This window comes from Corynebacterium casei LMG S-19264, assembly GCF_000550785.1.
Lineage (GTDB): Bacteria > Actinomycetota > Actinomycetes > Mycobacteriales > Mycobacteriaceae > Corynebacterium > Corynebacterium casei.
Map to the genome: position 1 here is coordinate 410,060 of NZ_CP004350.1, position 25,839 is coordinate 435,898.

Annotated in this window: 21 protein-coding genes and 3 pseudogenes; 10 read left to right on the forward strand and 14 right to left on the reverse strand. The window is 55.8% G+C overall.

The window, feature by feature from the left end:
* Nucleotides 1-2: 2 nt before the first annotated feature.
* From rfbA to CCASEI_RS02090, 6 genes are all read right to left on the reverse strand, one after another.
* Complete coding sequence (gene rfbA / locus CCASEI_RS02065) at nt 3-869, reverse strand: glucose-1-phosphate thymidylyltransferase RfbA (protein WP_025386997.1); 867 nt, start codon at nt 867-869, stop codon at nt 3-5.
* Nucleotides 870-887: 18 nt separating this feature from the next.
* A complete protein-coding gene (locus CCASEI_RS02070) occupies nt 888-2,294 on the reverse strand; it encodes a sugar nucleotide-binding protein (protein ID WP_025386998.1) in 1,407 nt (468 codons plus the stop codon).
* 22 nt (nt 2,295-2,316) lie between these two features.
* Nucleotides 2,317-3,300 (reverse strand): dTDP-glucose 4,6-dehydratase, encoded by a 984-nt coding sequence (rfbB, locus tag CCASEI_RS02075; RefSeq protein ID WP_038574865.1) that lies wholly within the window; start codon nt 3,298-3,300, stop codon nt 2,317-2,319.
* 89 nt (nt 3,301-3,389) lie between these two features.
* The gene (locus CCASEI_RS02080; RefSeq protein ID WP_025387000.1) at nt 3,390-4,742 is read right to left on the reverse strand and encodes a M1 family metallopeptidase; all 1,353 of its coding nucleotides are present in this window, start codon (nt 4,740-4,742) and stop codon (nt 3,390-3,392) included.
* A 65-nt stretch (nt 4,743-4,807) separates the two neighbouring features.
* On the reverse strand, nt 4,808-5,884 hold the full coding sequence (locus CCASEI_RS02085) for an alpha/beta hydrolase (protein WP_025387001.1): 1,077 nt from the start codon (nt 5,882-5,884) through the stop codon (nt 4,808-4,810).
* Nucleotides 5,885-5,978: 94 nt separating this feature from the next.
* Nucleotides 5,979-7,427, reverse strand: a complete 1,449-nt coding sequence (locus tag CCASEI_RS02090; protein ID WP_025387002.1) for an alpha/beta hydrolase — start codon at nt 7,425-7,427, stop codon at nt 5,979-5,981.
* A 903-nt stretch (nt 7,428-8,330) separates the two neighbouring features.
* Between CCASEI_RS02090 and lpdA the strand changes: the two genes are divergently transcribed.
* Nucleotides 8,331-9,743: a dihydrolipoyl dehydrogenase gene (lpdA, locus tag CCASEI_RS02095; protein WP_025387003.1), complete on the forward strand. Its 1,413-nt coding sequence runs from the start codon at nt 8,331-8,333 to the stop codon at nt 9,741-9,743.
* A gap of 93 nt (nt 9,744-9,836) precedes the next feature.
* On the opposite strand, the gene ramB is transcribed toward lpdA, so the two are convergent.
* The gene (gene ramB, locus CCASEI_RS02100) at nt 9,837-11,246 is read right to left on the reverse strand and encodes an acetate metabolism transcriptional regulator RamB (protein ID WP_025387004.1); all 1,410 of its coding nucleotides are present in this window, start codon (nt 11,244-11,246) and stop codon (nt 9,837-9,839) included.
* Nucleotides 11,247-11,667: 421 nt separating this feature from the next.
* Between ramB and CCASEI_RS02105 the strand changes: the two genes are divergently transcribed.
* The 8 genes from CCASEI_RS02105 to CCASEI_RS02140 all read left to right on the forward strand — a co-directional run bounded on the left by CCASEI_RS02105 (nt 11,668) and on the right by CCASEI_RS02140 (nt 18,957).
* Nucleotides 11,668-12,423, forward strand: coding sequence for a succinate dehydrogenase cytochrome b subunit (locus tag CCASEI_RS02105; protein ID WP_025387005.1), 756 nt, complete (start codon nt 11,668-11,670; stop codon nt 12,421-12,423).
* A gap of 33 nt (nt 12,424-12,456) precedes the next feature.
* The gene (locus CCASEI_RS02110; RefSeq protein ID WP_025387006.1) at nt 12,457-14,472 is read left to right on the forward strand and encodes a fumarate reductase/succinate dehydrogenase flavoprotein subunit; all 2,016 of its coding nucleotides are present in this window, start codon (nt 12,457-12,459) and stop codon (nt 14,470-14,472) included.
* Nucleotides 14,472-15,221, forward strand: coding sequence for a succinate dehydrogenase/fumarate reductase iron-sulfur subunit (locus tag CCASEI_RS02115; RefSeq protein WP_025387007.1), 750 nt, complete (start codon nt 14,472-14,474; stop codon nt 15,219-15,221). Before CCASEI_RS02110 ends, CCASEI_RS02115 begins: the two co-directional genes overlap by 1 nt.
* Nucleotides 15,222-15,281: 60 nt before the next feature.
* On the forward strand, nt 15,282-15,656 hold the full coding sequence (locus CCASEI_RS02120) for a hypothetical protein (protein WP_025387008.1): 375 nt from the start codon (nt 15,282-15,284) through the stop codon (nt 15,654-15,656).
* Between the two features lie 121 nt (nt 15,657-15,777).
* Nucleotides 15,778-17,208: a DUF445 domain-containing protein gene (locus tag CCASEI_RS02125; RefSeq protein WP_025387009.1), complete on the forward strand. Its 1,431-nt coding sequence runs from the start codon at nt 15,778-15,780 to the stop codon at nt 17,206-17,208.
* An 89-nt stretch (nt 17,209-17,297) separates the two neighbouring features.
* Entirely contained in the window at nt 17,298-17,879 is a 582-nt protein-coding gene (locus CCASEI_RS14315) for a CGLAU_01105 family protein (RefSeq protein ID WP_225868429.1), read from the forward strand.
* Between the two features lie 176 nt (nt 17,880-18,055).
* Nucleotides 18,056-18,355, forward strand: a complete 300-nt coding sequence (locus CCASEI_RS02135; protein ID WP_025387011.1) for a DUF2516 family protein — start codon at nt 18,056-18,058, stop codon at nt 18,353-18,355.
* Nucleotides 18,356-18,429: 74 nt separating this feature from the next.
* On the forward strand, nt 18,430-18,957 hold the full coding sequence (locus CCASEI_RS02140) for a deoxyribose-phosphate aldolase (RefSeq protein WP_225868430.1): 528 nt from the start codon (nt 18,430-18,432) through the stop codon (nt 18,955-18,957).
* Nucleotides 18,958-18,987: 30 nt separating this feature from the next.
* Here CCASEI_RS02140 and CCASEI_RS02145 read toward each other — a convergent pair.
* From CCASEI_RS02145 to CCASEI_RS02160, 4 genes and pseudogenes are all read right to left on the reverse strand, one after another.
* A pseudogene (locus CCASEI_RS02145) lies at nt 18,988-20,093 on the reverse strand (HNH endonuclease signature motif containing protein).
* A 115-nt stretch (nt 20,094-20,208) separates the two neighbouring features.
* Nucleotides 20,209-21,018: an LmeA family phospholipid-binding protein gene (locus CCASEI_RS02150; RefSeq protein ID WP_025387013.1), complete on the reverse strand. Its 810-nt coding sequence runs from the start codon at nt 21,016-21,018 to the stop codon at nt 20,209-20,211.
* A 69-nt stretch (nt 21,019-21,087) separates the two neighbouring features.
* Nucleotides 21,088-21,887: pseudogene (locus CCASEI_RS02155) on the reverse strand (class I SAM-dependent methyltransferase).
* 18 nt (nt 21,888-21,905) lie between these two features.
* Nucleotides 21,906-22,397, reverse strand: a complete 492-nt coding sequence (locus CCASEI_RS02160; protein ID WP_025387014.1) for a DUF2505 domain-containing protein — start codon at nt 22,395-22,397, stop codon at nt 21,906-21,908.
* 24 nt (nt 22,398-22,421) lie between these two features.
* Here CCASEI_RS02160 and CCASEI_RS02165 point away from each other — a divergent pair, with 24 nt between their 5' ends.
* Nucleotides 22,422-23,534, forward strand: coding sequence for a UDP-N-acetylmuramate dehydrogenase (locus CCASEI_RS02165; protein WP_025387015.1), 1,113 nt, complete (start codon nt 22,422-22,424; stop codon nt 23,532-23,534).
* Nucleotides 23,535-23,628: 94 nt separating this feature from the next.
* On the opposite strand, the gene CCASEI_RS02170 is transcribed toward CCASEI_RS02165, so the two are convergent.
* From CCASEI_RS02170 to CCASEI_RS02180, 3 genes and pseudogenes are all read right to left on the reverse strand, one after another.
* On the reverse strand, nt 23,629-23,916 hold the full coding sequence (locus CCASEI_RS02170; protein WP_139017045.1) for a hypothetical protein: 288 nt from the start codon (nt 23,914-23,916) through the stop codon (nt 23,629-23,631).
* 52 nt (nt 23,917-23,968) lie between these two features.
* A pseudogene (locus CCASEI_RS02175) lies at nt 23,969-24,928 on the reverse strand (type I polyketide synthase); the annotation flags it as partial.
* A gap of 317 nt (nt 24,929-25,245) precedes the next feature.
* On the reverse strand, nt 25,246-25,806 hold the full coding sequence (locus tag CCASEI_RS02180) for a hypothetical protein (protein ID WP_006823583.1): 561 nt from the start codon (nt 25,804-25,806) through the stop codon (nt 25,246-25,248).
* Nucleotides 25,807-25,839: the final 33 nt, after the last annotated feature.

Here is a 25,839-nt window from a genome sequence, read left to right on the forward strand (position 1 = left end):
GGCTAGTCTTCGCGGGCTGCGGTGTGTAAATATGCACCGTAGCCCGATTTTTCCAGCGGCCCTGCAAGCTCCGAAAGCGTTGCGGCGTTGATGAATCCTTCGCGGTAGGCCGCAACTTCGGGGGAGCCGATGATAGTGCCGGTGCGCTTTTGCAGCACCTCCACATAGGCAGAAGCCTCAGACATGGAATCTACTGTACCGGTATCCAGCCACACGTCCCCGCGCAAAAGCCGCTTGACGTGCAGTTTGCCCTGCTTTAAATAGGCGTCATTAATAGCGGTGATTTCTAGCTCCCCGCGCGCGGAAGGCTCGATGGTTTTAGCTATCTCCACCACGGAGTTATCATAGAAATAAAGCCCGACCACCGCGTGGTTAGATTTTGGTTCCGCGGGCTTTTCCTCAATCGAGAGTGCCTGGCCGGAGTCATCGAATTCCACCACACCGTAGCGCTGGGGGTCAGAGACTTCATAAGCGAAGATGATGCCACCGTCGGGGGTCCTGCATTCTGCCAGCGCAGTGGAAAAGCCATGTCCATCAAAGATATTATCGCCCAGCACGAGGGCGACATCGTCATCACCAATGAACTCCTCACCAATGATGAATGCCTGCGCAAGCCCTTCCGGCTTGGGCTGCACGGCGTAGCTGAGCATCAGACCCAACTGGGAGCCATCACCCAGTAAGCGTTCAAATGCCGCTGAATCCTCGGGCGTGGTGATGATGAGAATCTCCCGAATCCCCGCCTGAATCAGCGTGGACAGCGGGTAGTACACCATCGGCTTGTCATAAATCGGCATCAGCTGCTTCGAAATGCCCTTGGTGATGGGGTAGAGGCGCGTGCCCGACCCGCCGGCGAGAATGATTCCCTTCATAGCTATAAAGCCTAGCGCCTAGCTTTCCAACAAAGCGAGATACAAAGCCAACGAGGAGCGCCAATTCGACGTCTTGAAACCGGTTGCCTCAATCTTGGACAAATCCAGCGTGGATTCCGCCGGGCGCGGCGCCTCCACTGCTGGCGCAGGCTGGCCATTTTTCTCGGCCTGCTGGGCGCGGTAGGTGTTGTACTGCTCGCTGGTCACAGAATGCACTTCCGCCGGGTCATGGCCCATGCCGATGAACACCGCCATGGCAATCTCATCGCGGGTCACCGCATCCCCACCGGAGGTGAGGTTGTACACGCCATAATCCGCACCAGTATCCAACAAGTGCTTAATGCCCTTGGCCAGGTCCTCAGCATAGGTTGGACGCCCGCGTTGATCATTAATCACCAACGGTTCGATGTTGCGGCTTGCTAGAGACGCCATGGTGGACATGAAGTTATTACCCTCACCAAAGACCCACGCGGTGCGGATGACATAGTGCCGGGGTGCGGTTTGGGCGGCGGTATCGCCAGCGGCTTTCGATGCCCCATAGGCCGACAACGGCGACGCCAGCTCCTCCTCGGAGTGGATGTCGCGGGTGCCGTCGAAAATATAATCCGAAGACACGTGCACCAACGTCAGGTTATTCTCCGCAGCAACGGCCGCCAGGCGCGCCGGTGCCGTGGCGTTAACCGCCCAGGCACCTGCACGGTCAGTTTCCGCGCCGTTGACATCGTTATAAGCCGCACAGTTGATAATCGCCTCATACTGACGCCATGGGCGTGCCGTGGCGATATCTTCGGCAGTGATATCAAAGTCCGCACGGGTTGCGAACTCCACGTGCGCCGCATTCTTATACGCCGTACGCAGTGCGCGCCCCAGCTGGCCATCGGCGCCGGTGACGAGGATTTTGCGCGGTGGCATGGGTAAGACTTCGGCAAGCTGCGGGTGCAAACGGTCCTTGTCTGAAATCTCAGTTGGCTCCAATGGCCAATCCACCATGTCCAAATTTACTGCGGTGTACTGCGCATCCGGCGACCAGTGGTCAGAGACCAAATAGGAGTAGACGGTGTCATCTTCCAAAGCCTGGAAACCATTAGCCACCCCGCGCGGGACAAAGACCGCGGTCTCCGGGCCGATTTCCGTGCTGACCAGCTGTCCATAGGTAGCAGAGCCCTCCCGCAGATCACACCACGCACCGTATACCTTGCCGTGGGCGACAGAGACCAGCTTGTCCCAGGGCTCCGCGTGCAGCCCGCGCGTCACGCCTGCCGATGCATTAAAAGAAAAGTTGTGCTGCACCACGCCAAAATCTGGCAGGCCAGCTTCAACCATGCGCTCACGCTGCCAGTTCTCCTTAAACCAGCCGCGATTGTCACCGTGGACATCCAGGTGAACAATGAGCAGGCCGTCAATCTCAGTGGATTCAATATGCACGCAGGTAGCTACCTTTCTAGAATTACTGGCCTTGGGAGGCGTAGGTGGATTCGACGGATTCTTTAGACGCACTCCACCAAGAACGGTTATTGGTGTACCAGGCGATAGTCTGCTCAAGGCCCTCGCGCAGGTTGGTGTAGCGCGGGCTCCAACCCAGTTCTTCGCGCAGCTTGGTTGCGTCCATGGCGTAGCGTTGGTCATGGCCAGGCCTATCGGCGACGTGCTCGTAGTCGCCGGGGCGGCCCATGAGCTCACAGATGAGCTCAATGACCTCACCGTTGTTGATGTCCTTTTGGTCTGCACCGATATTGTAGGTCTCACCAAATTCGCCGTGGCTTAAGATATCGAGCACCGCCAAGTTATGGTCATCTACATGAATCCAATCGCGGACCTGCTCACCCGTGCCATAAAGCTTCGGCGTGCGGCCATCTAAAATATTGGTGATTTGCCGCGGAATGAACTTCTCAATGTGCTGATAAGGCCCATAGTTATTGGAGCAGTTGGAGACAGTCACCGGCACACCAAAAGACCGTGCCCACGCGCGCACCAGATGGTCAGAACCCGCCTTGGACGCCGAGTACGGCGAGGACGGCGCATAAGCAGTGGACTCAGTGAACTTGGTGGGCGCACCGATTTCTAAATCACCAAAAACTTCATCCGTGGACACGTGGTGGAAATATACCCCATTCTTGCGCGCTGCCTCCAACAACGTGAAAGTGCCCATGATGTTGGTGGTAATAAACGGCGAAGGATCCTTCAAAGAATTGTCATTGTGCGACTCCGCCGCAAAGTGCACGATGACATCGGTGTTTCCCACCAAATCATCGACAAGCTGTGCGTCATTGATATCCCCCTCAACGAGCTTAGCCTTGGTCCCGGCAAGGTTCTCCCGGTTGCCCGCATAAGTTAGCTTGTCAATGACCACGACCTCACACTGCGGCCACTCCTGCTCAACAAGGCGCACGAAATTCGCGCCAATAAACCCCGCCCCACCGGTGACCAGCATGCGCTGAAATACACGCGGCGTGCGGAATAAGTCAGTGGAACTGGTTGAATTATCAAAAGTGCGCATGGGGTCTAAGTCTATACCGAGATTTATGCCGGGAATTTGGGCAGTGGTTTCTGGTTCAGCCAAACATCGAGAAGCTCTGCGAGCTCTTCTGTCGCGATACCCGCGCGGGTTGCGGCGGCCTCAACGTGGCCGATGAAATCATCCGGCACCACCGTGCTGTGGCGCGCGCCGTGGAGGTAATTGCGCACCGCAGCGAAGAAAGCCTCATCGCCGAGCAGACGGCGCAACGCATGGATGGTAATCGCGCCGCGCTTGTACACGCGATCATCAAACATGTCGCGGGTACCTGGATCCGCAAGCGTCAGATCCTGGCCTTTACGGCTCAGCACCAAGTAATGGCTGCGCGCGACCTCATGCGCAGTACTGGTGCCCAAGTGCTCCACCCACAGCCACTCGCAATAGCAGGCGAAACCTTCATTGAGCCAGATATCCTTCCACTCCGAAATTCCGACAGCGTTGCCAAACCATTGGTGCGACAACTCGTGCGCAATCAAGCGCTCAAAACGGTGGTCGCCAGCGATGTGGTTGGATCCGAAAATGGAAAGGCCCTGTGCCTCCAGCGGAATCTCCAGCTCATCATCGGTGATGACCACCTGATAATCCGGGAAAGGATACTCGCCGAAGACAGACTCATAAAAGTCCAGCATTTCCTGCTGCTGTTTAAACTCTTCCTCCACCCGCGCGCGCAAGTGCGCCGGCGCCCACGCCGTGGTGTTGCGGCCCAGCTTGAACTTTGTGTACTCGCCAACCTGAATGGTGGCCAAATACGTTGCCATCGGGGAATCCACCTTGTAATGCCAGGTGGTGGTGCTGTTTTGTGCCTTCTTGGACACCAGCTTGCCGTTGGAAATCACGGTGAAAGGACTATCCGCAGTGACACGAATGTCATAAGTCGCCTTCTCACTTGGCGTGTCATCACACGGGAACCAGCTCGGCGCACCGTTGGGCTGCGAAGCTACAAGCGCACCGGACTCAGTTTCCTCCCAACCGATCTCGCCCCACGCGGTGCGGATGGGACGAGGATTGCCGCCATAGCGCACGGTGAGGACGAAGTCGGTGCCGGCTTCAATGGTGTCATCGAAAGTAATGCGAACCTTGCCGCCGGACTGCCGAAAGCGCGTGATCTTGATGCCCTCATTGGCCGAAACGCGACGCGTCGCCATTGCGCCGCCCAGGTCTAGGGTCAGCTTGTCCAAGTCTTCCTCGATGGAAATATGCAACTTGGCAACGCCAGAAAGCAGGTTCGGCTCAACCCGGTAGACCAATTCCAGGTCATAATGCTCAATAGAAAATCCGAGGTTGAAATCAACCCCGGTATAAGAATCTTTAAATTCCCCAGACAAATGCTTAAGGGCGGTAGATAGCAGCGACTTCATGATGCTGCAATTCTACCGCCCTTAAGGCTTCTGGCTAATTCGGTACTGAATCAGTCCTGCGCGAACTAGTTCAAAGCACGCTCAAATACTGGCCAGGATTCACGGATGTCTTCCTTCCATCCTGGCCAAGAGTGGGTGCCGGTGTCACGGAAGTTGTAGGTAGCTGGAATGTTCTGGCTATCCAGCTTTGCCTTGAAGTTGTGGGTGCAGTGGTTAACGCCGGCTTCAATGACGCCGCCTTCAATCTGCAAGGTAGCTGCACCAACGGAAGCGACCGTCGGGTCAACGCCCTGCTTGGTGTAGTAAGAAGGCATGTCAGTCATACCTGGCAGGCCGTTACCCGAGGAGATGTACAGCTCAGTACCGCGCAGCTTCTCAGAGTTCATCAGCGCGTCATTGTAACGGTTCTGGCGGGAACCCATGGGGCCCCACATCTGCTCCGGCTGGCCGCCGCCACGGTTAACGGTCAAACGCAATGCCTCATACTCAAATGGGGCAGCGGTTGCTGCACAACCAGCGAAGGAACCAACCGCGTCATAGAAACCTGGGTTGTGCTGAGCGAACAACAGCGCGGAAGTCGCGGACATGGACATGCCGGCAACCGCACGCTTATTGGAAGCCTGCAGACGATCTTCCAGTGGTCCTGGCAGCTCCTTGGTCATGAAGGTTTCCCACTTCTGTGGGCCCTTCAGGTATTCACGGTTAGGGCTGGTGTTCCAGTCGGTGTAGTAGGAAAAGGCGCCCCCTTGCACAATAACAACGTTGACGTTCTTGTTGGCGTAGAAGTCCACCGCACGGGTCATGTTCAGCCAGTCAGCGTTCTGCTCAGCGCCGCCAGCGCCGTTGAGCAGGTAGATGGTTGGGCGGTTGGCATCCTTAGCCTTGATGACCGAAATTGGAACAACGCGGCCATTCATCGCAGGTGAGGTTGCTTCCAGCTTAAGAACGCGTGGATCATCACCGTACTTCTGGAACCACTGCTGGTCCTCGATCTCCGGAGTAATCGTCATATCGCGAACCTCAGACAGCTGGGTGTTGCCAGCTACCTGCTCAGGGGCCACGGTTGCTGCCGATGCCGCCGGTGCAACCAACAAGGTGCCAGCGACCGCGAGCGCTGCGGCAAAAGTCTTCATACGCTTCATAGGTGTTTCTTTTCCGTATCTACATGTAAAAGAGCGGGAGCCCGCACTCAGCGATAATCATAGAAGATGATCTTCGAGTGCGAGCTATAAGTTACTAGGACGCCAGTCCCAAGCCACGGGCGAAGGTTGGCCAGGACTCAGAAAGGTCCTTGCGCCAGCCTGGCCAGGAGTGGGTGCCGGTTGGGCGGAAGTTCCAGTCAGCGTCAATACCCTGGGAATCCATCTTGGCCTTCAGGTCATGAGTACAGGAGTTAGCGGCTGCCTCAATGATGCCGCCCTCAATGATGAGGGTGGAAGAACCCTGTGCCGCAGCGGACAGGCCCTGGGACTCAATCTTGGAAGAGCCCATATCGGTCATGCCTGGCAGACCGGAGTTGGCAGAAACATAAACCTCGGACTCACGCAGGTTGTTTGCGTTGACGAGGCCGTCGTTGTAGACGTTGTACTCGCCACCCTGTGGACCCCACATCTGAGTGGTGTTGCCGCCACCGCGGTTGACGGTGAGGTTTGCGAACATGTTAGGGAATGGGCGGGAAGTTGCCGCACAACCGGAGAAGGAACCAACAGCGTTATAGAAACCTGGGTTGTGCTCAGCCAGAACCAGTGCGGAGGTAGCCGACATGGACATGCCCGCGATAGCGCGCTTCTTATTGCCGTTGATTTCGTTCTCTAGGACATCAGGCAGCTCCTTGGTCAGGAAGGTTTCCCAGAGGATCTTTTCCTGCGTCAGGTAACCGGACTGTGGGGACTCCACCCAGTCGGTGTAGTAGGAGAAGGCGCCAGCCTGTGGGATAACCACGTTGACGTTCTTGTCCTTGTAGAACTCAATGATGTTTTCTTCAGGCTCCAGGTCAGAGTAGGTGGTCGCGGTGATCCAGTCCATCCCCTGCTCCGCGCCGCCAGCGCCGTTGAGCATGTAGATGGTTGGACGCTTTTCATCGAAGGTGTCATCCGGGGTGATGACGGCCAGCGGAATTTCCATGTCCATGGAAGGGGAGGATGCATTGAAGCCAATGACGTGGTCCAACCAGTCACGGTTGCCGTTCTCATCCTTGTGGTTGTACACGCGGGTCATCCAGGTCTCATTGAGAGGAGCCTTCTTGTTTTCCGCGATGTACTCCTGCATCTTGGCAGCAATGTCCAGCTCAGTCAGGACAGCTGGTTCAGCGCTCTCAGTCTGGAAGGTTTCTGCGCCGTCAGCGCCCTCAGCCGGAGAATTGTCGCCCTGCTGAGTCAGCGACTCGCCAGCAGCATCTACCAAATCCTGGATGAGGTCAGTGTCGGTTGCGGTGTCACCATCAGTAGCGGTGAAATCGCGGTCCTCGTCGCCCTCATTGGTGGTAGCAGCAGCGGTGTCGGCCTCTTCAACTTCATCCACGGCCACGTCGCCATCAGTGTTTTCTTCACTGCCGGTGTCGACATCAGACGTGTTTTCATTATTGGTTTGCTCGGAGCCATCTTGCGCGACAGCTGGCAGTGCAAACGCGCCTGCAGACAGGGCAATTGCTGCTGTCACGGCGGTTACGTTGCGCAGGAGTTTCATAAAACCAGTGCTTCCTTATTGACGAGAACTGACACTAAAGTGCGACACCGAATGTGACGACCTTCAATTTCGTGCCAGCAGCCTGAAAAATCTTTACGTGCGAGATAATATTCCGCTGCTTAACTATCGACTGATACTCAGATTTTGTTAGCAGAGATTAAGTTAATGCCGCTCAGAAAGGGTTTTGACATTTCCCGAACGGAAGTTCCTTAAAAACCTACTAAAGAAACCTGCCCAGCAGTTACTAAATCGTGGAACGAGCATAGCTTAACAGCAAATTAATGTGAATGGTGGTACTGAAGTGACAAATATGTCATAATCTTCGCAGAGGCCTTGCAGTGCGCATGTTGAATATGAAAGAAGTGGCTAATCTTCTTTGGTATTGAGCTTGAAGTGCTGGTGACAAGGGCTTTGTCCACCAACCGGTAACGGCCTATTGCTTCCAACCGTTAGTAATAGATGTCAACGCGAAATCTTGTAGCACGGTGTGAAACTGGCCATCGGCTGAAAGCTGAAGGTTAATAATCGCCCGCGTGAAGGATCGCTACTGAGCTTCCAAACAACATGAAAGAGCAGCAACATGAGCTTTATTGATTCCATGATCGTGGCTTTCACCACCGCAATCGGCCCATTCGTCCACATGGGTTCTTCCGCATCCTCCAACCTGGCACTCTCCCTCGGGCTGTTCTAAGCGCTGATTGAGAGAAGTCCCGGGGCTCTTTCGCTTCGGGGGTAGTACCTCATTTTGGGGCTACCAAACCCCGCCTACCACCCAATGAGACTGGGTGGTTTTGTGGTTTTCGGCGCAGATTCATTCGTGGTGCACTGTAGAAACGGGTTCGCGGGGTGAATAAGTCATCCCGATGCAGACATTTGGCTAGTGATTTAAGTACCCTAGTAGGTGTGACTAATGAACATTATGACGTAGTAGTAATCGGCGCGGGCCCTGGTGGCTACGTGTCCGCCATTCGTGCAGCACAGCTGGGCAAGAAGGTTGCGGTTGTAGAGAAGCAGTACTGGGGCGGTGTTTGCTTGAACGTGGGTTGTATCCCATCCAAGGCACTGCTTAAGAATGCGGAAGTTGCGCACACCTTCAACCATGAGGCTAAGACCTTTGGTATCTCCGGTGACGTGAGCTTTGACTTCGGTGTAGCGCACAAGCGCTCCCGCAAGGTCTCCGCGGGCATCGTCAAGGGTGTCCACTACCTGATGAAGAAGAACAACATTACGGAAATCGACGGCCTGGGCTCCTTCAAGGATGCTAAGACCCTGGAGATTACTGAGGGCAATGACAAGGGTAAGACCATTACCTTTGACAACGCCATCATTGCTACCGGTTCCGTTGTTCGTTCCCTGCCAGGCGTAGAAATCGGTGGTAACATCGTTTCCTACGAAGAGCAGATTCTGGAAGAAAACAAGCCAGATTCCATGGTTATCGTTGGCGCTGGCGCCATCGGCATGGAGTTCGCATACGTTTTGGCTAACTACGGCGTGGACGTTACCATCGTCGAGTTCATGGATCGCGTTCTTCCAAATGAGGACAAGGACGTCTCCAAGGAGATTGCTAAGCAGTACAAAAAGCTTGGCGTTAAGCTCATGACCGGCTACAAGACCACATCCATCAAGGACAACGGCGATAACGTCACCGTTGAGGTTGAGTCCAAGGACGGTTCCAAGAAGGACACCCTGACCGTGGACCGCTGCATGGTTTCCATCGGTTTCGCTCCTCGCACCGAGGGCTTCGGTCTGGAAAACACCGGCGTGAAGCTCACCGAGCGCGGCGCAATTGATATTGATGACCGCATGCGCACCAACGTTGACGGCATCTACGCTATCGGTGACGTCACCGCTAAGCTGCAGCTAGCACACGTTGCTGAAGCACAGGGTGTTGTTGCTGCTGAGACCATCGCTGATGCAGAAACCCAGGAGCTGGGCGACTACATGATGATGCCTCGCGCAACCTTCTGCAATCCGCAGGTTGCATCCTTCGGCTACACCGAAGAGCAGGCTAAGGAAAAGTTCCCTGATCGCGAGATCAAGGTTGCTACCTTCCCATTCTCCGCAAACGGTAAGGCAGCTGGCCTGGCTGAAACCGCTGGCTTTGTAAAGCTGGTTGCTGACGCTGAGTTCGGCGAACTGCTGGGCGGCCACATGGTTGGCGCTAACGTTTCTGAGCTGCTGCCAGAGCTGACCATGGCACAGCGCTTCGACCTCACCGCTGAGGAAATCGGACGCAACGTTCACACCCACCCAACCCTGTCTGAGGCAATGAAGGAAGCTGCCCACGGCATTGCTGGACACATGATCAACCTCTAAAAATCCTTAGCTTTAGGGACTTCTAGAAAACGTCCGAAGGGCGGCGCACTCCACAATGTGAGTGCGCCGCCCTTCGGCTTTGTTAGTTGTTTGTTAGTACGGCGCTACCGAGCTGCGGTGAGCATCAATTTCAAGTGGTTCGTTGATTGGTGGGAAAGCGCGCTGCGCACAGTTTTCACGTGGACACATGCGGCAGCCAATACCGATGGGGGTGGCTACGGACATGTCGGTGAGATCAAGACCTTCGGCGTAAATGGTGCGGTCTGCGTGGCGGGCCTCGCAGCCGAGACCAACAGAAAACAGTTTGCTGGTGTCTTTGAACTGGCCTTGTGGATGGCGGATGGAACGCGCAATCCACAAGTAGTTGCGCCCGTCCGGCATCTGCGCCAGTTGGCGGGAAATAACGCCAGGCTGCGCGAAGGTTTCGTACACATTCCACAGCGGGCACGTGCCGCCCGAGTTGGAAAAATGCACGCCAGTCGCGGATTGGCGCTTGGACATATTGCCGGCGCGGTCCACGCGGACGAAAGTAAACGGGATGCCACGCTGGTTAGGGCGCTGCAATGTGGAAAGGCGTGAAGCCACGGTCTCATATCCCACGCCAAAGACCTGGCAGAGGTACTCAATGTCGTATCCGCACTGCTCAGCTTCAGTATGGAAAGTGTCATAAGGCATCAAGGTTGCAGCCGCAAAGTAGCTGGCGATGCCACGGTGAGCCAGATTGAGTGAAGCTTCAGAAGTAAAAGGCTCGTCATCGGTAAGTTCTTTGAGCAAATCCCCAGCCTCAAGGAACGACAACTCTGCTGCCATGCGGAATGCGCGCTGGCCTTCGGTCAAACGGCTGGCCAAGGCCAAAACGCCAGTTTCAGAATCAAAGCTGTGCTGGGTTCCATCCAGCGGGGAAGTGGTGATGACCTCGACGTTGTGCTTTTCCTTCAAGCGTTCAACGAGGGCGTCTTCGGTTTCTCGAATCCTGAAATTGGACACGTCAAGCTCTGCGGATAGCCGCTCCGCGGTGTTATCCAAAGCGTCCAAATAGTTTTGCCGAGCATAAAAGAAATCACGAACTTCATCGTGCGGCATGGACAATGCCTGCGAACCATCGCGGGTGCGGCGAGTATCAGTTGCCAAGGATAGTTTGTCCCGGGCGTTTCGGTAACGGCGGTGAATATCAACCATGGTGCGCGCGACAGAGGGATGGTTATAAACCAGTTCGCTCAATTCCTGGAACTCCACCGGGGTAGGGCAGAGTTCCTTGTCTTGAACAACATCCTGAATTTCAGCAAGCAACCGTGAGTCATCATCGCGGGAGAAGAATGTGGCATCGACGCCAAAAACTTCGGTGATGCGAAGAAGGACGGGAACGGTGAGGGGACGAACGTCGTGTTCGATTTGATTGACATAGCTGGCTGAAAGGCCGAGTGTTGCAGCGAGGGAAGCTTGGCTTAAATCGCGTTCGCGGCGCAGTTGACGAAGGCGGGATCCCACGTAGGTCTTACTCATGGCCGCAAGATTACACAATAGAAATTGCCATTATCGGGAAATTAGCAAAGTTTGTGTCAAGATCGTTCGCGAATCTGCAAATGTGGGTGTGAGTAGGCACTTAGCCAAAGTTGCAATGTTTGATAGGGGTGGGGTGGGGGAGCACTTACGAAAGTATGACACCGATCGGGGTGAATACCTCACCCTTGGAAACGTCTGTGCCAAACCTCACAATTTGCCTAATCTTTACGCAACACCAGTGTTGCCTAAAGGGATGAACCCAAGCGTGCGGCGGTATTTGATGGCATGAAGCTAGGTGATCCTTACCTAACAGTTGTGCGGACGTCAACAAATGCTGGCCAAAAAACGGTTCACAAGCAGGCATATCGACTGGTAACCGGCGGTTATTCCTGCGTAAGGTAATAGCGACTATGGAGGTGTCATGACTGTTAAAAATCCGGACCGTGAAGCATTAGACCACGGCCACATTACTAATGAGCCACTGCGTGCCAAGCCGTCAACTCCGTCTTGGGCGCTGAAGCTGACCATGGCTGTAACAGGCCTACTTTTTGCTTTGTTCGTTATCGGCCATATGGCCGGCAACCTGAAGCTTTACTCGCCAGCCCACGGCGGCGAAGAAGCCCTGGACAAGTACGGTGAATTCCTGCGCAGCATGGGTGAGCCAATCTTGCCGCACGGCACTTTGCTGTGGGTAATCCGCATCGTCTTGCTGGCAGCACTGTTCGCACACATCTACGGCGCGATTGTCCTGCACAGCCGCTCCCGTGATTCTCGCGGCAAGTTCCGTCGCACCAACCTCATGGGTGGCCTGGGTTCATTTGCAACCCGCACCATGCTGGTTACCGGCGTCGTGCTGTTGCTCTTCATCATCTTCCACATTCTGGACCTCACCATGGGTGTTGCTCCAGCTGCGTCTGATTCCTTCGTTCATGGTGCTGTTAAGGCAAACATGATTGCGACCTTCAGCCGCTGGCCAGTCACCATCTTCTACGTGCTGGCAATGCTGTGCCTTTTCTTGCACTTGACTCACGGCATCAAGCTGGCTGCTAATGACTTGAGCCTGACCGGTTTCAAGACTCGCCAGACCTTCTTGTTCTTGTCTTATGTCATTCCAGCAGTTGTCTGCTTGGGCAACATCATCATGCCGCTGTCCATCGCCTTTGGCTGGGTCAGCTAGGAACCAGGACTGATAGGAAAGTTTGAATAACCCATGACTAACACTGAACTGTTGCGAGAGCACCCGAACTTCTCGCACCCTAAGTCCATCGTTGACGGTGTCTCTGCAGGTAACATCCTGGAATCTCACGAACCTCACGGTGTGCCTATGAAGGATATGTGGAACTACCACAAGGACCACATGGACCTTGTGTCTCCACTTAACCGCCGTAAGTTCACCGTTCTGGTTGCCGGCACTGGCCTGTCCGCTGGTGCAGCTGCGGCAGCACTCGGCGAGCTGGGCTACAACGTTAAGGTCTTCACCTACCATGACTCCCCACGTCGTGCGCACTCCATTGCTGCACAGGGTGGTGTGAACTCTTCACGTTCCAAGAAGGTTGACAACGACTCCGCTTATCGCCATGCAAAGGATACCGTCAAGGGCGGCGACTACCGTTGCCGTGAGTCCGATTGCTGGCGTTTGGCGATGGAATCCCCACGCGTTATCGACCACATGAACGCTATTGGTGCACCGTTCGCCCGTGAGTACGGCGGCACCCTGGCAACGCGTTCCTTCGGCGGTGTGCAGGTCTCCCGTACCTACTACACCCGTGGACAAACCGGTCAGCAGCTGCAGCTGTCCACCACTTCTGCGCTTTACCGCCAGCTGGGCCTGGGCAACGTGGAGCTTTTTGCTCACCACGATATGCAGGACGTTATTACCTACGACAACGAAGGTAAGAACCGTGCAGGCGGCATTGTTACCCGTAACCTGATCACTGGTGAGCTCAAGGCTTTCACCGGTAACGCAGTTATCTTGGGTACCGGTGGCTACGGCAACGTTTACCACATGTCCACCTTGGCGAAGAACTCGAACGCCGGCGCTTTGATGCGTGCCTACGAGCAGGGTGCATACTTTGCTTCCCCAGCATTCATCCAGTTCCACCCAACCGGTCTTCCAGTGAACTCTTCCTGGCAGTCTAAGACCATTTTGATGTCGGAGTCGCTGCGCAATGACGGCCGCATCTGGTCTCCTAAGACCGAAGGTGATGACCGCGATCCAAACTCCATCCCAGATGACGAGCGCGATTACTTCCTGGAGCGCCGCTACCCGGCGTTCGGCAACCTCGTTCCCCGTGACGTTGCATCCCGTGCGATTTCTCAGCAGATCAACGCCGGCTACGGCGTTGGCCCTCTGAAGAACTCTGTATACCTTGACTTCCGTGACGCAATTCAGCGTCTAGGCAAGGACACCATCCGTGAGCGTTACTCCAACCTCATTGAGATGTATGAAGAAGCAATTGGTGAGTCTGCATACGAATCCCCAATGCGTATTGCGCCTACTTGCCACTTCACCATGGGCGGTCTGTGGACCGACTTCAATGAGATGACTTCCATTGAAGGTTTGTTCGCCACCGGTGAGGCATCTTGGACCTACCACGGTGCTAACCGTCTGGGCGCAAACTCCCTGTTGTCTGCTTCTGTCGATGGCTGGTTCACCTTGCCATTCACCGTTCCTCACTTCTTGGCTAAGCACCTCGGTGAGGAGAAGCTGGCGGAGGACTCCGCTGAGGCAAAGGTAGCGGTTGAGCGTGCGCAGGCACGTATTGACCGCCTGATGAACATTCGTGGTGAAAACCCACACGGTCCTGCGTACTACCACCGCCAGCTCGGTGAGATTCTGTACTGGGGCTGCGGCGTTTCTCGAAACATCGAGGATCTTAAGACCTCGATTGAAAAGATTCGCGAATTGCGCAAGGACTTCTGGGCGAACGTACGTATCCCAGGCTCCGCTGATGACATGAACCAGGTGCTGGAGTACGGTGCCCGCGTTGCTGACTACATCGACCTCGGTGAGCTCATGTGTATTGATGCTCTCGACCGCGATGAGTCCTGTGGCGCGCACTTTCGTGATGACCACCTGTCCGAAGACGGCGAAGCTGAGCGCGATGATGAGAACTGGTGCTTCGTGTCCGCTTGGGAGCCAGGCGAAACCGAAGGCGAATTCATCCGCCACGCTGAACCGCTGTACTTTGATTCGATCCCGTTGATGACTAGGAACTACAAGTAATGAAGCTGACTTTAAAGATCTGGCGTCAGGCTGGACCAACCCACGACGGTAACTTTGAGACCGTTCAGGTCGACGATGCCGAAGAACATATGTCAATCCTCGAACTTCTTGACCACGTCAACGACCAGATTATTGAGCGTGGCGAAGAGCCGTTCGCTTTTGCATCTGACTGCCGTGAAGGTATCTGTGGTACCTGTGGTTTGACCGTAAATGGCCGCCCGCACGGCCCCGGACAAAACACTCCTGCTTGTCAGCAGCGTTTATTCCAGTTCACTGATGGCGACACCGTAACCTTGGAGCCTTTCCGTTCCGCTGCTTACCCAGTAATCAAGGACATGGTCGTTGACCGTCGCGCCCTTGACCACGTCATGGAGCAGGGTGGCTACGTCTCCATGGATGGAGGTACTGCACCAGATGCAGACACCTTGCACCAGAACCACGAGACCGCTGAGTACGCTCTGGACCACGCAGCCTGCATCGGCTGTGGTGCTTGTGTTGCAGCTTGCCCTAACGGCGCTGCTCACCTGTTCACCGGTGCAAAGCTGGTTCACCTCTCCCTGATGCCTTTGGGCAAGGATGAGCGTGGCCGTCGTGCACGCAACATGGTTGATGACCTGGAGACCAACTTCGGTCACTGCTCCCTCTACGGTGAGTGCGCCGATGTTTGCCCTGCGGGCATCCCATTGACTGCTGTGGCAGCTGTTACCAGCGAGCGTGCTCGCGCAGCTTTCCGCGGCAAGGATGACTAAGCTATAGTCATCTATAGAAAACCGTAAATATTAAGGTACGAGAAAGAGATCCCAGCCGCTATGAGTGCACATGATCCGGCAGTAGCTGACTTCCGCAGTGAGACCTACCCTGAGTTCACAGGGGACATTTCGGATAATTACGTTGAGGGCTACGTTCCTAACTCTTTGTCCGCTCCTCACTCTTCCCTGAACACCACCTCAATGTGGGTTGGTATGGGACTTCTGATGGGAACTCTGCCGCCTGCAGGCATCATCGTGTGGGCCTTGGGTGTCATGGTTGAGCCAGCTGGCCTTCAGAGTGCTCAGCAGCACCAGACCTTGCTGTGGATCGGCGTCGTTGCCACCATCATCGTTGCTATTGTTGCAATCGTTCTGATGTGGACTGGCCGCAAGGGCCTGCGTGAATTCCGTGCAAGAACTGGCCGCAAGGACTAGTACTTAGCCTTACACCTCCACACAAAACCCGCTGGTAACAACCAGCGGGTTTTGTGATCGCATAGACTCAATTGAAGTGAAGATTTAAGTCATCTAATGGATTTTGGAGACCACACCACCCATGGGTAAACACCGCGCCGTTGAACCGGAGAACAACACTCAGGAGGAGGCGCAGAATCCGCAGAACGATGCCGACAACGCTGAGATAACTTCACCTGAAACGCCACCGGCGCCTGTAAAGACGAAGGCTCCCGCGAAGCGCGATGACTTCCGCAAGGTACCAGGACCATCGGCTGAGGTTGAGGCGCAGCGCCGCCGTACCCTGCGCAATCACAAGGCATTCGTCACGGCACTTCTTATTGTTGCCGCGGTTATCTTCTTGGCGTGTTCGTGGTGGCAGAACCAAGAAGGCGGCGCTCCGACATGGGTTGGGTACGTCCGCGCAGCCGCAGAAGCCGGCATGATTGGTGGCCTCGCAGACTGGTTCGCGGTCACCGCGCTATTTAGACACCCGCTGGGCATTCCAATTCCACACACAGCACTTATCCGGAAAAAGAAGGATTCCGTTGGCGAGGCGCTTTCGGGGTTCGTGGGGGAGAACTTCCTCAACGCGGAGCTGATTACGGACAAAGTCTCCCAGGCGAATATCCCAGAAAAGCTTGGTGCATGGCTGTCCCAGACCGAAAACGCGGAGAAGGTTTCCCGCGAAGCCGGCCGACTGACCGCCAATGCAGTGCGCGCGATGGACCCCAAAGACGCAGAGATGCTCATTCAGTCCCAACTGATTGACAAGCTCGGCGAGCCACAGTGGGGCCCACCTTTGGGCAAGCTGCTCGAAGGCCTCATCGAAGACGGCAAGGTGGAGCCAGTTGTCAATGAGCTCATCGATTGGGGCCACAAGAAGGTTCTGACCATGGAAGATTCTGTGGTCACCCTCATCGATGAACGTATGCCGACCTGGGCACCGCGCTTTGCCCGCTCCATGGTGGGGGAGCGTGTGTACAAGGAACTGGTTGATTGGGTTACTGACGTCAAAAATGATGATGACCACGAGGCCCGTCATGCTATTCGCCGCGGACTGCACAACTTCGCATCCGACCTGCAGACAGATCCCGAACTCATCGGCCGCGTGGAATCGCTCAAGTCTGACATCATGGGCTCCACCCCAGTCCAGGGCGCAGCCGAGGCGATTTGGGCCAAGGCCGCGGAAGCTATCATCACTCAGGCTGAAACCTCTGATTCGATGCTGCGCGAGAAGATCGTCGAACTGTGCGTGAAGTGGGGTACCAACATCCAAGAAGACCCGCATTTGCGCGAGTCTCTGGACAACCGTATCCAAGGCGTGGCACGTTTCCTGGCAGATAACTACGCGCCAGAGGTTACCAACATTATTTCGGAGACCATCGAACGCTGGGATGCAGATGAGGCATCGGACAAGATCGAGCTGATGGTGGGCAAAGACCTGCAGTTCATTCGTCTCAACGGCACGCTTGTTGGTGCGCTCGCGGGTCTTGTGATTTACGCGGTTAACCACCTGATTTTCGGCCTCTAGTTTCCACTGCCCGGTATTCTTGGACAGCGCGTTGTGATCAACGCCGCTATTATGGAGACAAAACCGCACCATTGACCAAGGAGTTCATCATGGCTGAAGAAAAGTCCCCTTACGATTCCTACGACGACGCGACGAACGCAGCTAACGCGGCTGACGATGCCGACGGCGCGAAGCACCGCAAAGACGGCGAGGCCGATGACGGTGCGAATGAAACCCTCGAGTCGCTGAAGGCGGCTGGTTCATCCGCTTTTGGCTTGGCGAAAGAGTTCACCAACCGTTTCCGTGAAGATCGTGCCGCACAGTCTGAGGTAAGTGATGCAGCAGATCCGACTGACGGCACCGAGTCCGGCAAGAAAGGCTCCTTCTTCGACCGCGCTACGGAATTTGCCAAGGATGTTTCTGGCTCTGTTCGCCGCGCGGCGGAAGAAACCCGTGAGACCGAGACCTACTCAGATGCCAAGGAGAAGGCCGGCAGTGCTTTCGGCGTTGTCCGGGAGGAAGCATCGGACGCGGTCAACACCGTGAAAGAGCGCATGAATGAGCGCAAGGAAGCCAAGGCTGCTGAGAATGGCGCTGAGGAAAAGCCAGTTACCAAGGGCGATGATGTCGCTGACCCGACCGCTGAGGTAGTCGACGGCGAAGTCATCTCCTCCGAAGATGACACCAAGTAGCACCCTGGCGCACTCTCATTCACAGGTTAACGCCAGAGTATCGGTGCTGTATGTGAATACCGTTTGCCCACTAGGTGCATTGGCTTAGTGGCTGATAGGATCACTAGCAGTATCGGGCGTCTAGAGTCTTCTGGGCGCGAAACACTTTTTATGATTGAGACTTGACTGACACCATCATGGCTTTTGCATCTGCGTTATTGACCTTCGTTCAACTCTTCGAGGCTAACCTGTTCCGCGTGCTTGCTATCGCGGCGATTGCCGGTTTGGTCATGGTGTTTATGACCCGCGAAGATGCGTTCCCGGCAGGTGACCGCCACCCAAAGATGATTTGGGCGGCAATCCTGGGTGGTTCAGCGTTCGCCATGATTTTCCCACTGCCAATCTTGTCGTGGGTCGGCGCGGTCGCTACCGGCATCTACTGGTTTGATGTCAGGCCGCATCTCCGGTCGCTCATCAACGGTGAGTACAACTACTAGTCTTTAACAAAAATCAAGAATCAAAGGGCGCAGATTTATCTTCTGTGTCCTTTAACTTTTACCCAAAGGTTGTCATGTCTGAATTTGTAGCTTTGTCTATGCTCGGTGCTTCTGCCGACCAGCTCAAGAAGATTGTTGAGCAGATGGGTACTTTGCCGCACATTGGCAACCAGTGCTTTCGTGTGGTCGTCGATCCCACGCAGATCACTCTCGCCGCTCAGCTAGTCAAAGACGCCCAGCTTCCGGTCATGATCATTAGCGTCGCGGGCTATCCAACGGGACGCCATCACACGCTGATTAAGGCCTCAGAGGCGCGCCTTGCCGTGCAGTCTGGCGCGGAGGAAATCTGGGTGAGTGTGGACAACACTATCGCGGATTCCAATACTCATCTCAGCGAGCTCATCGCCATTTCGGAGGCGTGCCCGGACCCCGTCCAGCTGGGGCTTATCGCACCGCTTTCCGGTGCTCCCACGCACCCCGCAGCCCACGCCGCCATCCAGGCAGCACGCCAAGCAGGCTTCAAGCGCATTATCTCCAGGCAAGGATCGCCGGAGCTAGCGGAGGCAGCATCCCCGCTGGAATTTCACGTCGTGGACCTCTAAACGCCTCCTTTCAGAGCACTAGCCGAGGGTTTAGATTAGTCTCATCGCTCCCATCGCGCTCACATCATGAGTGTTGCTCACTAGTTTTCCGGCGGAGGTTAAAAGTTTGACTTTGCCGCGGTGGCGAATCATGCGGCCGCGTTTGGGTTTCGTGAAGTTCTTGCCCTGAACTTCACCGGCATCGTTGACGCCGTTATGATAGACACACAGCCTGGTGAGATTCGATGGGTTGGTCTGACCGCCGTTCTTGTGTGCCTCCAAGTGGTGCACCTGGCACCTATCCGCTGGCACCTTGCAGTCTGGCCATGGGCACACCAGGTTTTCTGCCATGGCTAGAATCCGTTGCTTTCCTGATGCGAACCGCGCTTAGTAGAGATTGACGGGCCCTGCGGTGGGGTGGAAGAGCCCGGCATAGACTTTGTCACCGAGGGCGCCGGACATCGCAAGGTTAACGATTTCCGCGCCAGTCGTGGTGGTCCCGTCGGAGGCTTCGATGATGGATTCGTTGCCTTCGCCCCAGATGATTTGCGCAGATTGATCCAGGCCGATGGCAATGACCGTGCGGTATTCCGGTTTGAGTATTCCTCCGCCACCGTCAATAAGTTTCCAAATGCCTCCAACAGCGCTTTCTTCCTCGGCTGCTCAGTGGTTTCTATCGCGTAGAGGGTCTTCGTAAAATCAGTGATTCGGCGCTGCGTATCCGTCACGGTCATGGTGCGCATGCCGTTCTTGGACTGGCTCACTTTTACACCGGGCTCTTTCGGTTTGTCGCCTTGGATTTCTTTCACACGCCGGTTGCCGTAGGCATTGACTTCCTTGCACGAGCCCTCGTGTGCGATAAGCTCTGCGCGCAGTTTCCAGGCTGCGCCGCGCTTCTTCAATTTCTTCGCGTATCTATTAACCATCATGAGATGGTCGAGGCTTAACTGGCGTTGTTCGGCCAGCACTATTGATTCGCGCTGCAGGCGCGGGGAGTCGGCGGAGCCGAGAAGGCTATCGGCAAGCTTGGAGCACTCCTTTGCTTTAGGCAGCACAATGCCCAAGTCCTCCAAGTCATAGGGAGACTGCTCGTTGATAAAGCGGAGGAACCCTATGCCCTGGGAGTAGATGAATTTGATTGCGTGAAGAAAGTCCATAACTTCGACGCTAAACCCACAACGAAAGCCCGCACCAGAGCAGGCCTGAATACCTGTGGATAATTACATTGACACGTCACCCAACAGGCCAAGTTATCCACAGGCAGCGCCTTGGTTAGCTTGCCGGCGCAGGTTCTTCAACAGCCTGAGCGGTCTGGCTCATCTGCTGGCTTAACTCGTTGAAGTTCACGTTATCGCCGGCCATGCGGATGGAAACGGTGCCGTCATTGATGGTGATGTCCTCAATGGACAAATCACCGGTGAACTGGTCTTGCATGCCCTTGCTTAGGCCCTCAGAGATGGACTGGGTGGCTTGTTCAGGCAGGGAGACACCAAAGAGGGTGGAATCGGTTGCTTCCAGCTGCAGCTGGCCGTCAACAGCAGATGGCTGCAGGGAGATGGTGGCTAGTCCTCCGCCGAGCTGGAAGTCCAACACGCCTTCTTCGCCGTTGGCGGTGATTTCAGTGACCACAACATCGCGCAGCATGTCCACGCCGGATTCACTAGCGATTGCCTCCTGGAAGGTAATCAGTAAATAGTCCTCTGGGATAACGGTGGTGGCAACCAAATGACGCGCCACAGGATCCTCAGTCAGGGTCATGCCTTCCATTTCCACGGTGGATTCTGGCTGGCCGGTAATAACGTTGCCGTTGATTTGCAGCGTGGAGGGGGTGTGCATTTCTAGCTGCGAGACTTCGCCGCCGAGCAGACCAAAAATCAGTGGGGAAGGGCCGAAGGACACCGTAGGTTTTTCTGATACCTCAATGCCGTCTTCTTGCGCGGCGGCATGGAACTGGTCCTTCATCTGTTTCGCGGTAAACCAGCGCAGGCCGAATTCTGCGATCAAGACGATGATGAGCACAGCCACCAAAGTGCCGACGATGATTTTCCACGCGGTTGATCCCGCTGATTTAGTCTTTGCCATAGGTACTAGTGTGACGCATGTGCACCACTTCGGGCAATGCGGGAGTCAAAGCAGGGTGGCAATTCACAGTTAAACTGCAGGCGCTACTACATTCCAGTCCACAGTTAGGACGCAATCCCGAATCCGGCGGCGAATCGGATGCAAGGCAATTCCTTGGGCCTGCATGAGTTTACGGGCCTCGCGCCAGCGAATCCGCGGGCCGTGCGGGGCCCAGCCGGCGGTGTGCGCCCAGGCTTCATCGGCAGCCTTGAGCAATTCATAGATGGGCTCGCCCGGCACATTGCGGTGAATAAGGACCTTGGGCAGACGCTCCGCTAGCTGTGAGGGGGTTTCCACATCGAAGGGATCCCACGCCAACGTCAGAGTCTTCGGCCCGTGCGCATCCAGCAAGATCCAGGTGCTGCGCCGCCCCAGCTCATCGCAGGTGCCCTCCACGAAGAAGCCACCGGGCGCAAGACGGGAGGTAACTGACTCCCAGGCCGCGGGCACCTGGTCCACGTCATATTGGCGCAGCACATTAAATGCGCGCACCAGCTGTGGCCGATAGCCGCGCAGCTCGAAGCCGCCGAGCTCAAAGTTCACACCATCGCGCGGCGGCAAAACGCGCTCGGGATTGATTTCCAGGCCCGTCACCCGCACCGAAGGGTTCACCGCGCCCACTCCACGGTGGTGGTGTAGGACGCGCCATAGCCAACATCCAAAGCCAGAGGCTCGGGCGTCATGCGCAGCAGCGAAGAAATCTCCGGGTGATAAGCCATCCACCGGTCACAGCGCCGTAGCCGGTTGTGCCCGGTGGTGCCGCGGGTAATAACGCCAAAAGGCCGACCAGCTACTGCGTCAGCGCGCAGATTATGTGCATGGTCGGCCATTACGAGGTGGAGAAAACCTTAGAGGTTCTCAGCAATCCACTGCTCAGCCAGGTTAGCTTCGTTGCCGAAGAGCTCTTCCAGAGCCTCGCCAACCTTAGGTTCAATAGCGGCACCCATCAGTGGGATGTTGATGGAGACATCGGTGGTGTAGTTCAGCTTGGTAGCTTCGCCTTCACTAGCCAGGTTGATGTCGCCCTTGAAATCAACTGGGGTGCCCTTCACGTCAGCGTTGAAGGCGGTGGTGAACTTTTCGCCGTCCAGCTTGCCGATGCTCAAAACGCGCTTGACCTTGAGGGACTGGGAAACCATGGCACGAACTGCTTCTGGCAGAAGGGTGGTTGGAAGAACCTCGAAGAGGGTTGCTTCTTCACCGGTGAACTCGTTGACCTCGCCTGGTTCTGGGGAGAGGTTGGCTACGATGTACTCCCAGAATTCCTTGGTGGAGTACGCCTGGTGCACCTTTTCAATGGGGTGATTGATAGTTACGGTGTTTTCGCTACGGGTTGACATGGTTAACAGACTACCTTGGTAGGTGTGAACGATGAATTTATGACCCAGCACCTGAAAGAATTCGTCGGCGTTGAGGTGGACAATGAGGCCACTTTCGCCGACATGACCACGCTGCGTGTGGGCGGGAAACCCCGCTATACGGTGCGTTGTCACAATGCGGATGCGGCTAGTTTCGTAGTCCGCGTGCTCGATGGTGAAAATATTCCGATTGTCATTGTTGGTGATGGTTCTAATCTGCTGGTGGCGGATGAATCCATGGGCCAGGGTGAGTTGGATTATGTTGCGGTGTCGTTGGAGTTTGACCACATTCAGGTCAATAAGGATTCGGGCATTGTGCGTGCCGGTGCGGGCGCGAATTGGGACAAGGTTGTCGCAGCGGCTGTCGATGCCGGCTTGGGCGGCATCGAGTGCCTATCGGGCATTCCGGGCCGTGCGGGCGCGGTGCCAGTGCAAAACGTCGGTGCTTATGGCACTGAGGTCTCTGACGTGCTGACCTGGGTGCGCCTGTATGACCGCCGGACTGAGAAAGATGAATGGGTGGAGGCTTCCACGTTGGAGCTGCGTTACCGCTATTCCAACATCAAGTTCACCGAGCGCGCCGTGGTGCTTGCCATTGAGATGCAGTTGACTACCGATGGCCTTTCCGCCCCGCTGAACTTCCGCCAGCTCACTGAGAACCCTGGCGAGCGTCGCCCCGCCGACGAGATTCGTAACACCGTCCTGGAGCTGCGCCGCGGCAAGGGCATGGTGCTCAATCCCTCCGATAAGGACACCTGGTCCGCCGGCTCCTTCTTTACCAATCCCATCGTGGCCGAAGAAAAAGCTGACGAGGTCGCACAGCGCGTTGCCGCAAAACTTGGCGATGAAGCCGCCGAAACCATGCCGCGCTTCGACGTCGAGGGAGGCAAAAAGCTTTCCGCGGCGTGGCTGATTGAGCGCGCAGGTTTCAAGCGCGGCTACCCCGGTATTGAGGCGCAGGCTCGCTTGTCGACGCTACATACCCTCGCGCTCACCAACCGCGGTGAGGCCACCTCCAAGGACATCGTGGACTTGGCGCGCACCATCCGCGATGGCGTCTTCGACGAATTCGGCGTCAAGCTCATCCCCGAACCAGTGTGGCTCGGCACCGAAATCTAAGACTTACCCCGTTTGCGAAGCCTAGAAAAATCAATAACCCCGGTGATGTACGGCTAAAACGTAGGGATCTCTCCGGGGCCTTCGATTTGGGAGCCTACTTAGCTGCCTGGCGCTTGTCGAATTCGGCAAAAGCTGCCAGGAGATCTAGGTTCGCGTCCCGTACATCTTCGTGGTGGACGAGCTCTTCAACCTGCGCCAAAAGAGGAGTGAAGGACCGGTTGGACGTGTTCTCAATCCCTATGCCAACACGCTCGGCATAGGGGTCTTCCCCAATAGGGCCAATCGCCCAGCGTGCCCCGGTGGTTGCGATCATCCACGTGCCGGCAATGCCGAGGATGAAAAAGCTCCCTCCCCGGTTGGTTGTGGTTTCCCACAGTACCAATTCCGGGAGGGAGCTAATCTCTCTCGCGTGGCGTTAGCCTGCTAACTGCACCTTACTTGGCCGGAGGGAAGGTGCCTTCGGCGGTGAGACGGATGTCATCGTCAAGCAAGAGCGCAATTTCTGCGGCCTTGTCGGCGGCGACTGGGCCGTAGTTCTCGATCTCTACGGTGCCGGCTGTGTCAGGTAGACGGCGGCCGTCGATGACCTCGAAGAGAACTTCCTTGCCAATCATGCCGGCTTCGAAGCGGGCAGCGCCGGTAGCGAGGCGGGCATTGGCCTTCTCGCGCCATTCGGCAGCAGCCTCAGGCGATACCTGCTGAGCTACGGCAGCTTCGAAGACACCTGGGTGAGCGTAAACCAGCAGTGCACCCACGTGGCCGAAGCCCAAGGAAGTCAGCGCAGCGGCTTTCACAGGACGGTTAGCTGCCTCGACATGTAGTGGGGAACGCAGCCAGACAAGGTTCTTCGCCTTTGGCTCAATCAGCGGGTCAACACAGTCCAGAGACTGGTTCGCTGGGATGCGGCCAGTGCGGAAGACGTCAATCAAACCACCGGTCTGGAACAGTGCCGCACCAGCCTTGGAGTGACCGGTCAGGGTCTTCTGCGAGATGACGAACAGTGGCTGGTCAACGTCGCGGCCAATAGCTGGCCACAGGATGGAGTGTAGCTCCGACTCGTTCGGGTCATTAGCGTTGGTGGAAGTGTCGTGCTTGGACAGCACCGAAACATCGTTCGGGGTCAGACCAAGCCCTGCCAGGCCCTTGGCCAGACGGGAGTTCTTGCGTCCACGGCCAGCACCCAAAGCGCCCAGACCTGGAGCAGGAATGGAGGTGTGTGCACCGTCGCCGTAGGAAGCCGCGTGAGCAACCACAGCGTAAACCGGCAGACCCATCTCACGAGCCAGGGAGCCGCGAACCAGAAGGACGGTACCGCCGCCTTCTGCCTCGAGGAAGCCGCCACGACGGCGGTCATTCGCACGGGAGATGAAGCGGTCATCGATGCCCTGGTCGGTCTCGGAGCGCGGCAGCAATGAAAACACTAACGGCAGACTGCGGAGAAACCTTCCCAAATCGTCAGACTTATCGCAATCCACTGCTGAAAGCTCAGAGACGGTTGCCGATATTTACAACCACAAAACCCAGGAAAATCCTGGGATAGAAACTCTGCCGAAGTCATGACACAAGCACTAAGAGAAACCGGTAGCATCATCTAAATGCACATCAACTGGTGCAACGACGCCCAGAATTCAAAACGCACTCTAAAACTGGAAAGCCAGCAAAGCTCCCCGTTGGCTGGAACTGAGTGTTAGCTGACCGACTGATGAGGAGTTTATGGCTTAGCTGACTGGCGCTTATCGAACTCGGCAAAAGCTGCTAGAAGATCCAAGTTTGCACTTCTTTCTGACGCATCTAGCACGAGCTCTTCCGCTTGTGCCAAAAGCGGCGTAAAAGACTTGGCATTGGGATTTTCAATTCCAATGCCGACCCGTTCCGCATAGGGACTTTCCTCGATGGGCCCAATTGCCCAACGAGCCTCGGAGCTAGCGATCATCCATGTCCCAGTTATTGCAACAATTTTGTGGATTTTTTGTTGTTGGTCGTCGTTGGATTCTAAAATTGTGTTCAAAATGTCCTTAGGAAAACCGCCTTCTCCGTTGGCCACTAGTTTTCGGTCTGCTCTGTTTAAAGATGCAAGTGCTTCGGGCACCTCCTGATTTTCAAATTTTTCTAGTCGGTTGCCGAACTGTTCCCTGTAACCTTCTAGCATCAGTTGATTCAATTCCTTTCGGATGGAAACTCGAGAAATTTTATTGATGCATCCACCAGATGCCTTTGCCGTTGTTGAGTTCTGGGTGCCAATGGCAATCTGCTTTCGTCGCCCAGTACCCAATGCCAGGATCCTTGCGCATTTCTTCCAGAGCTT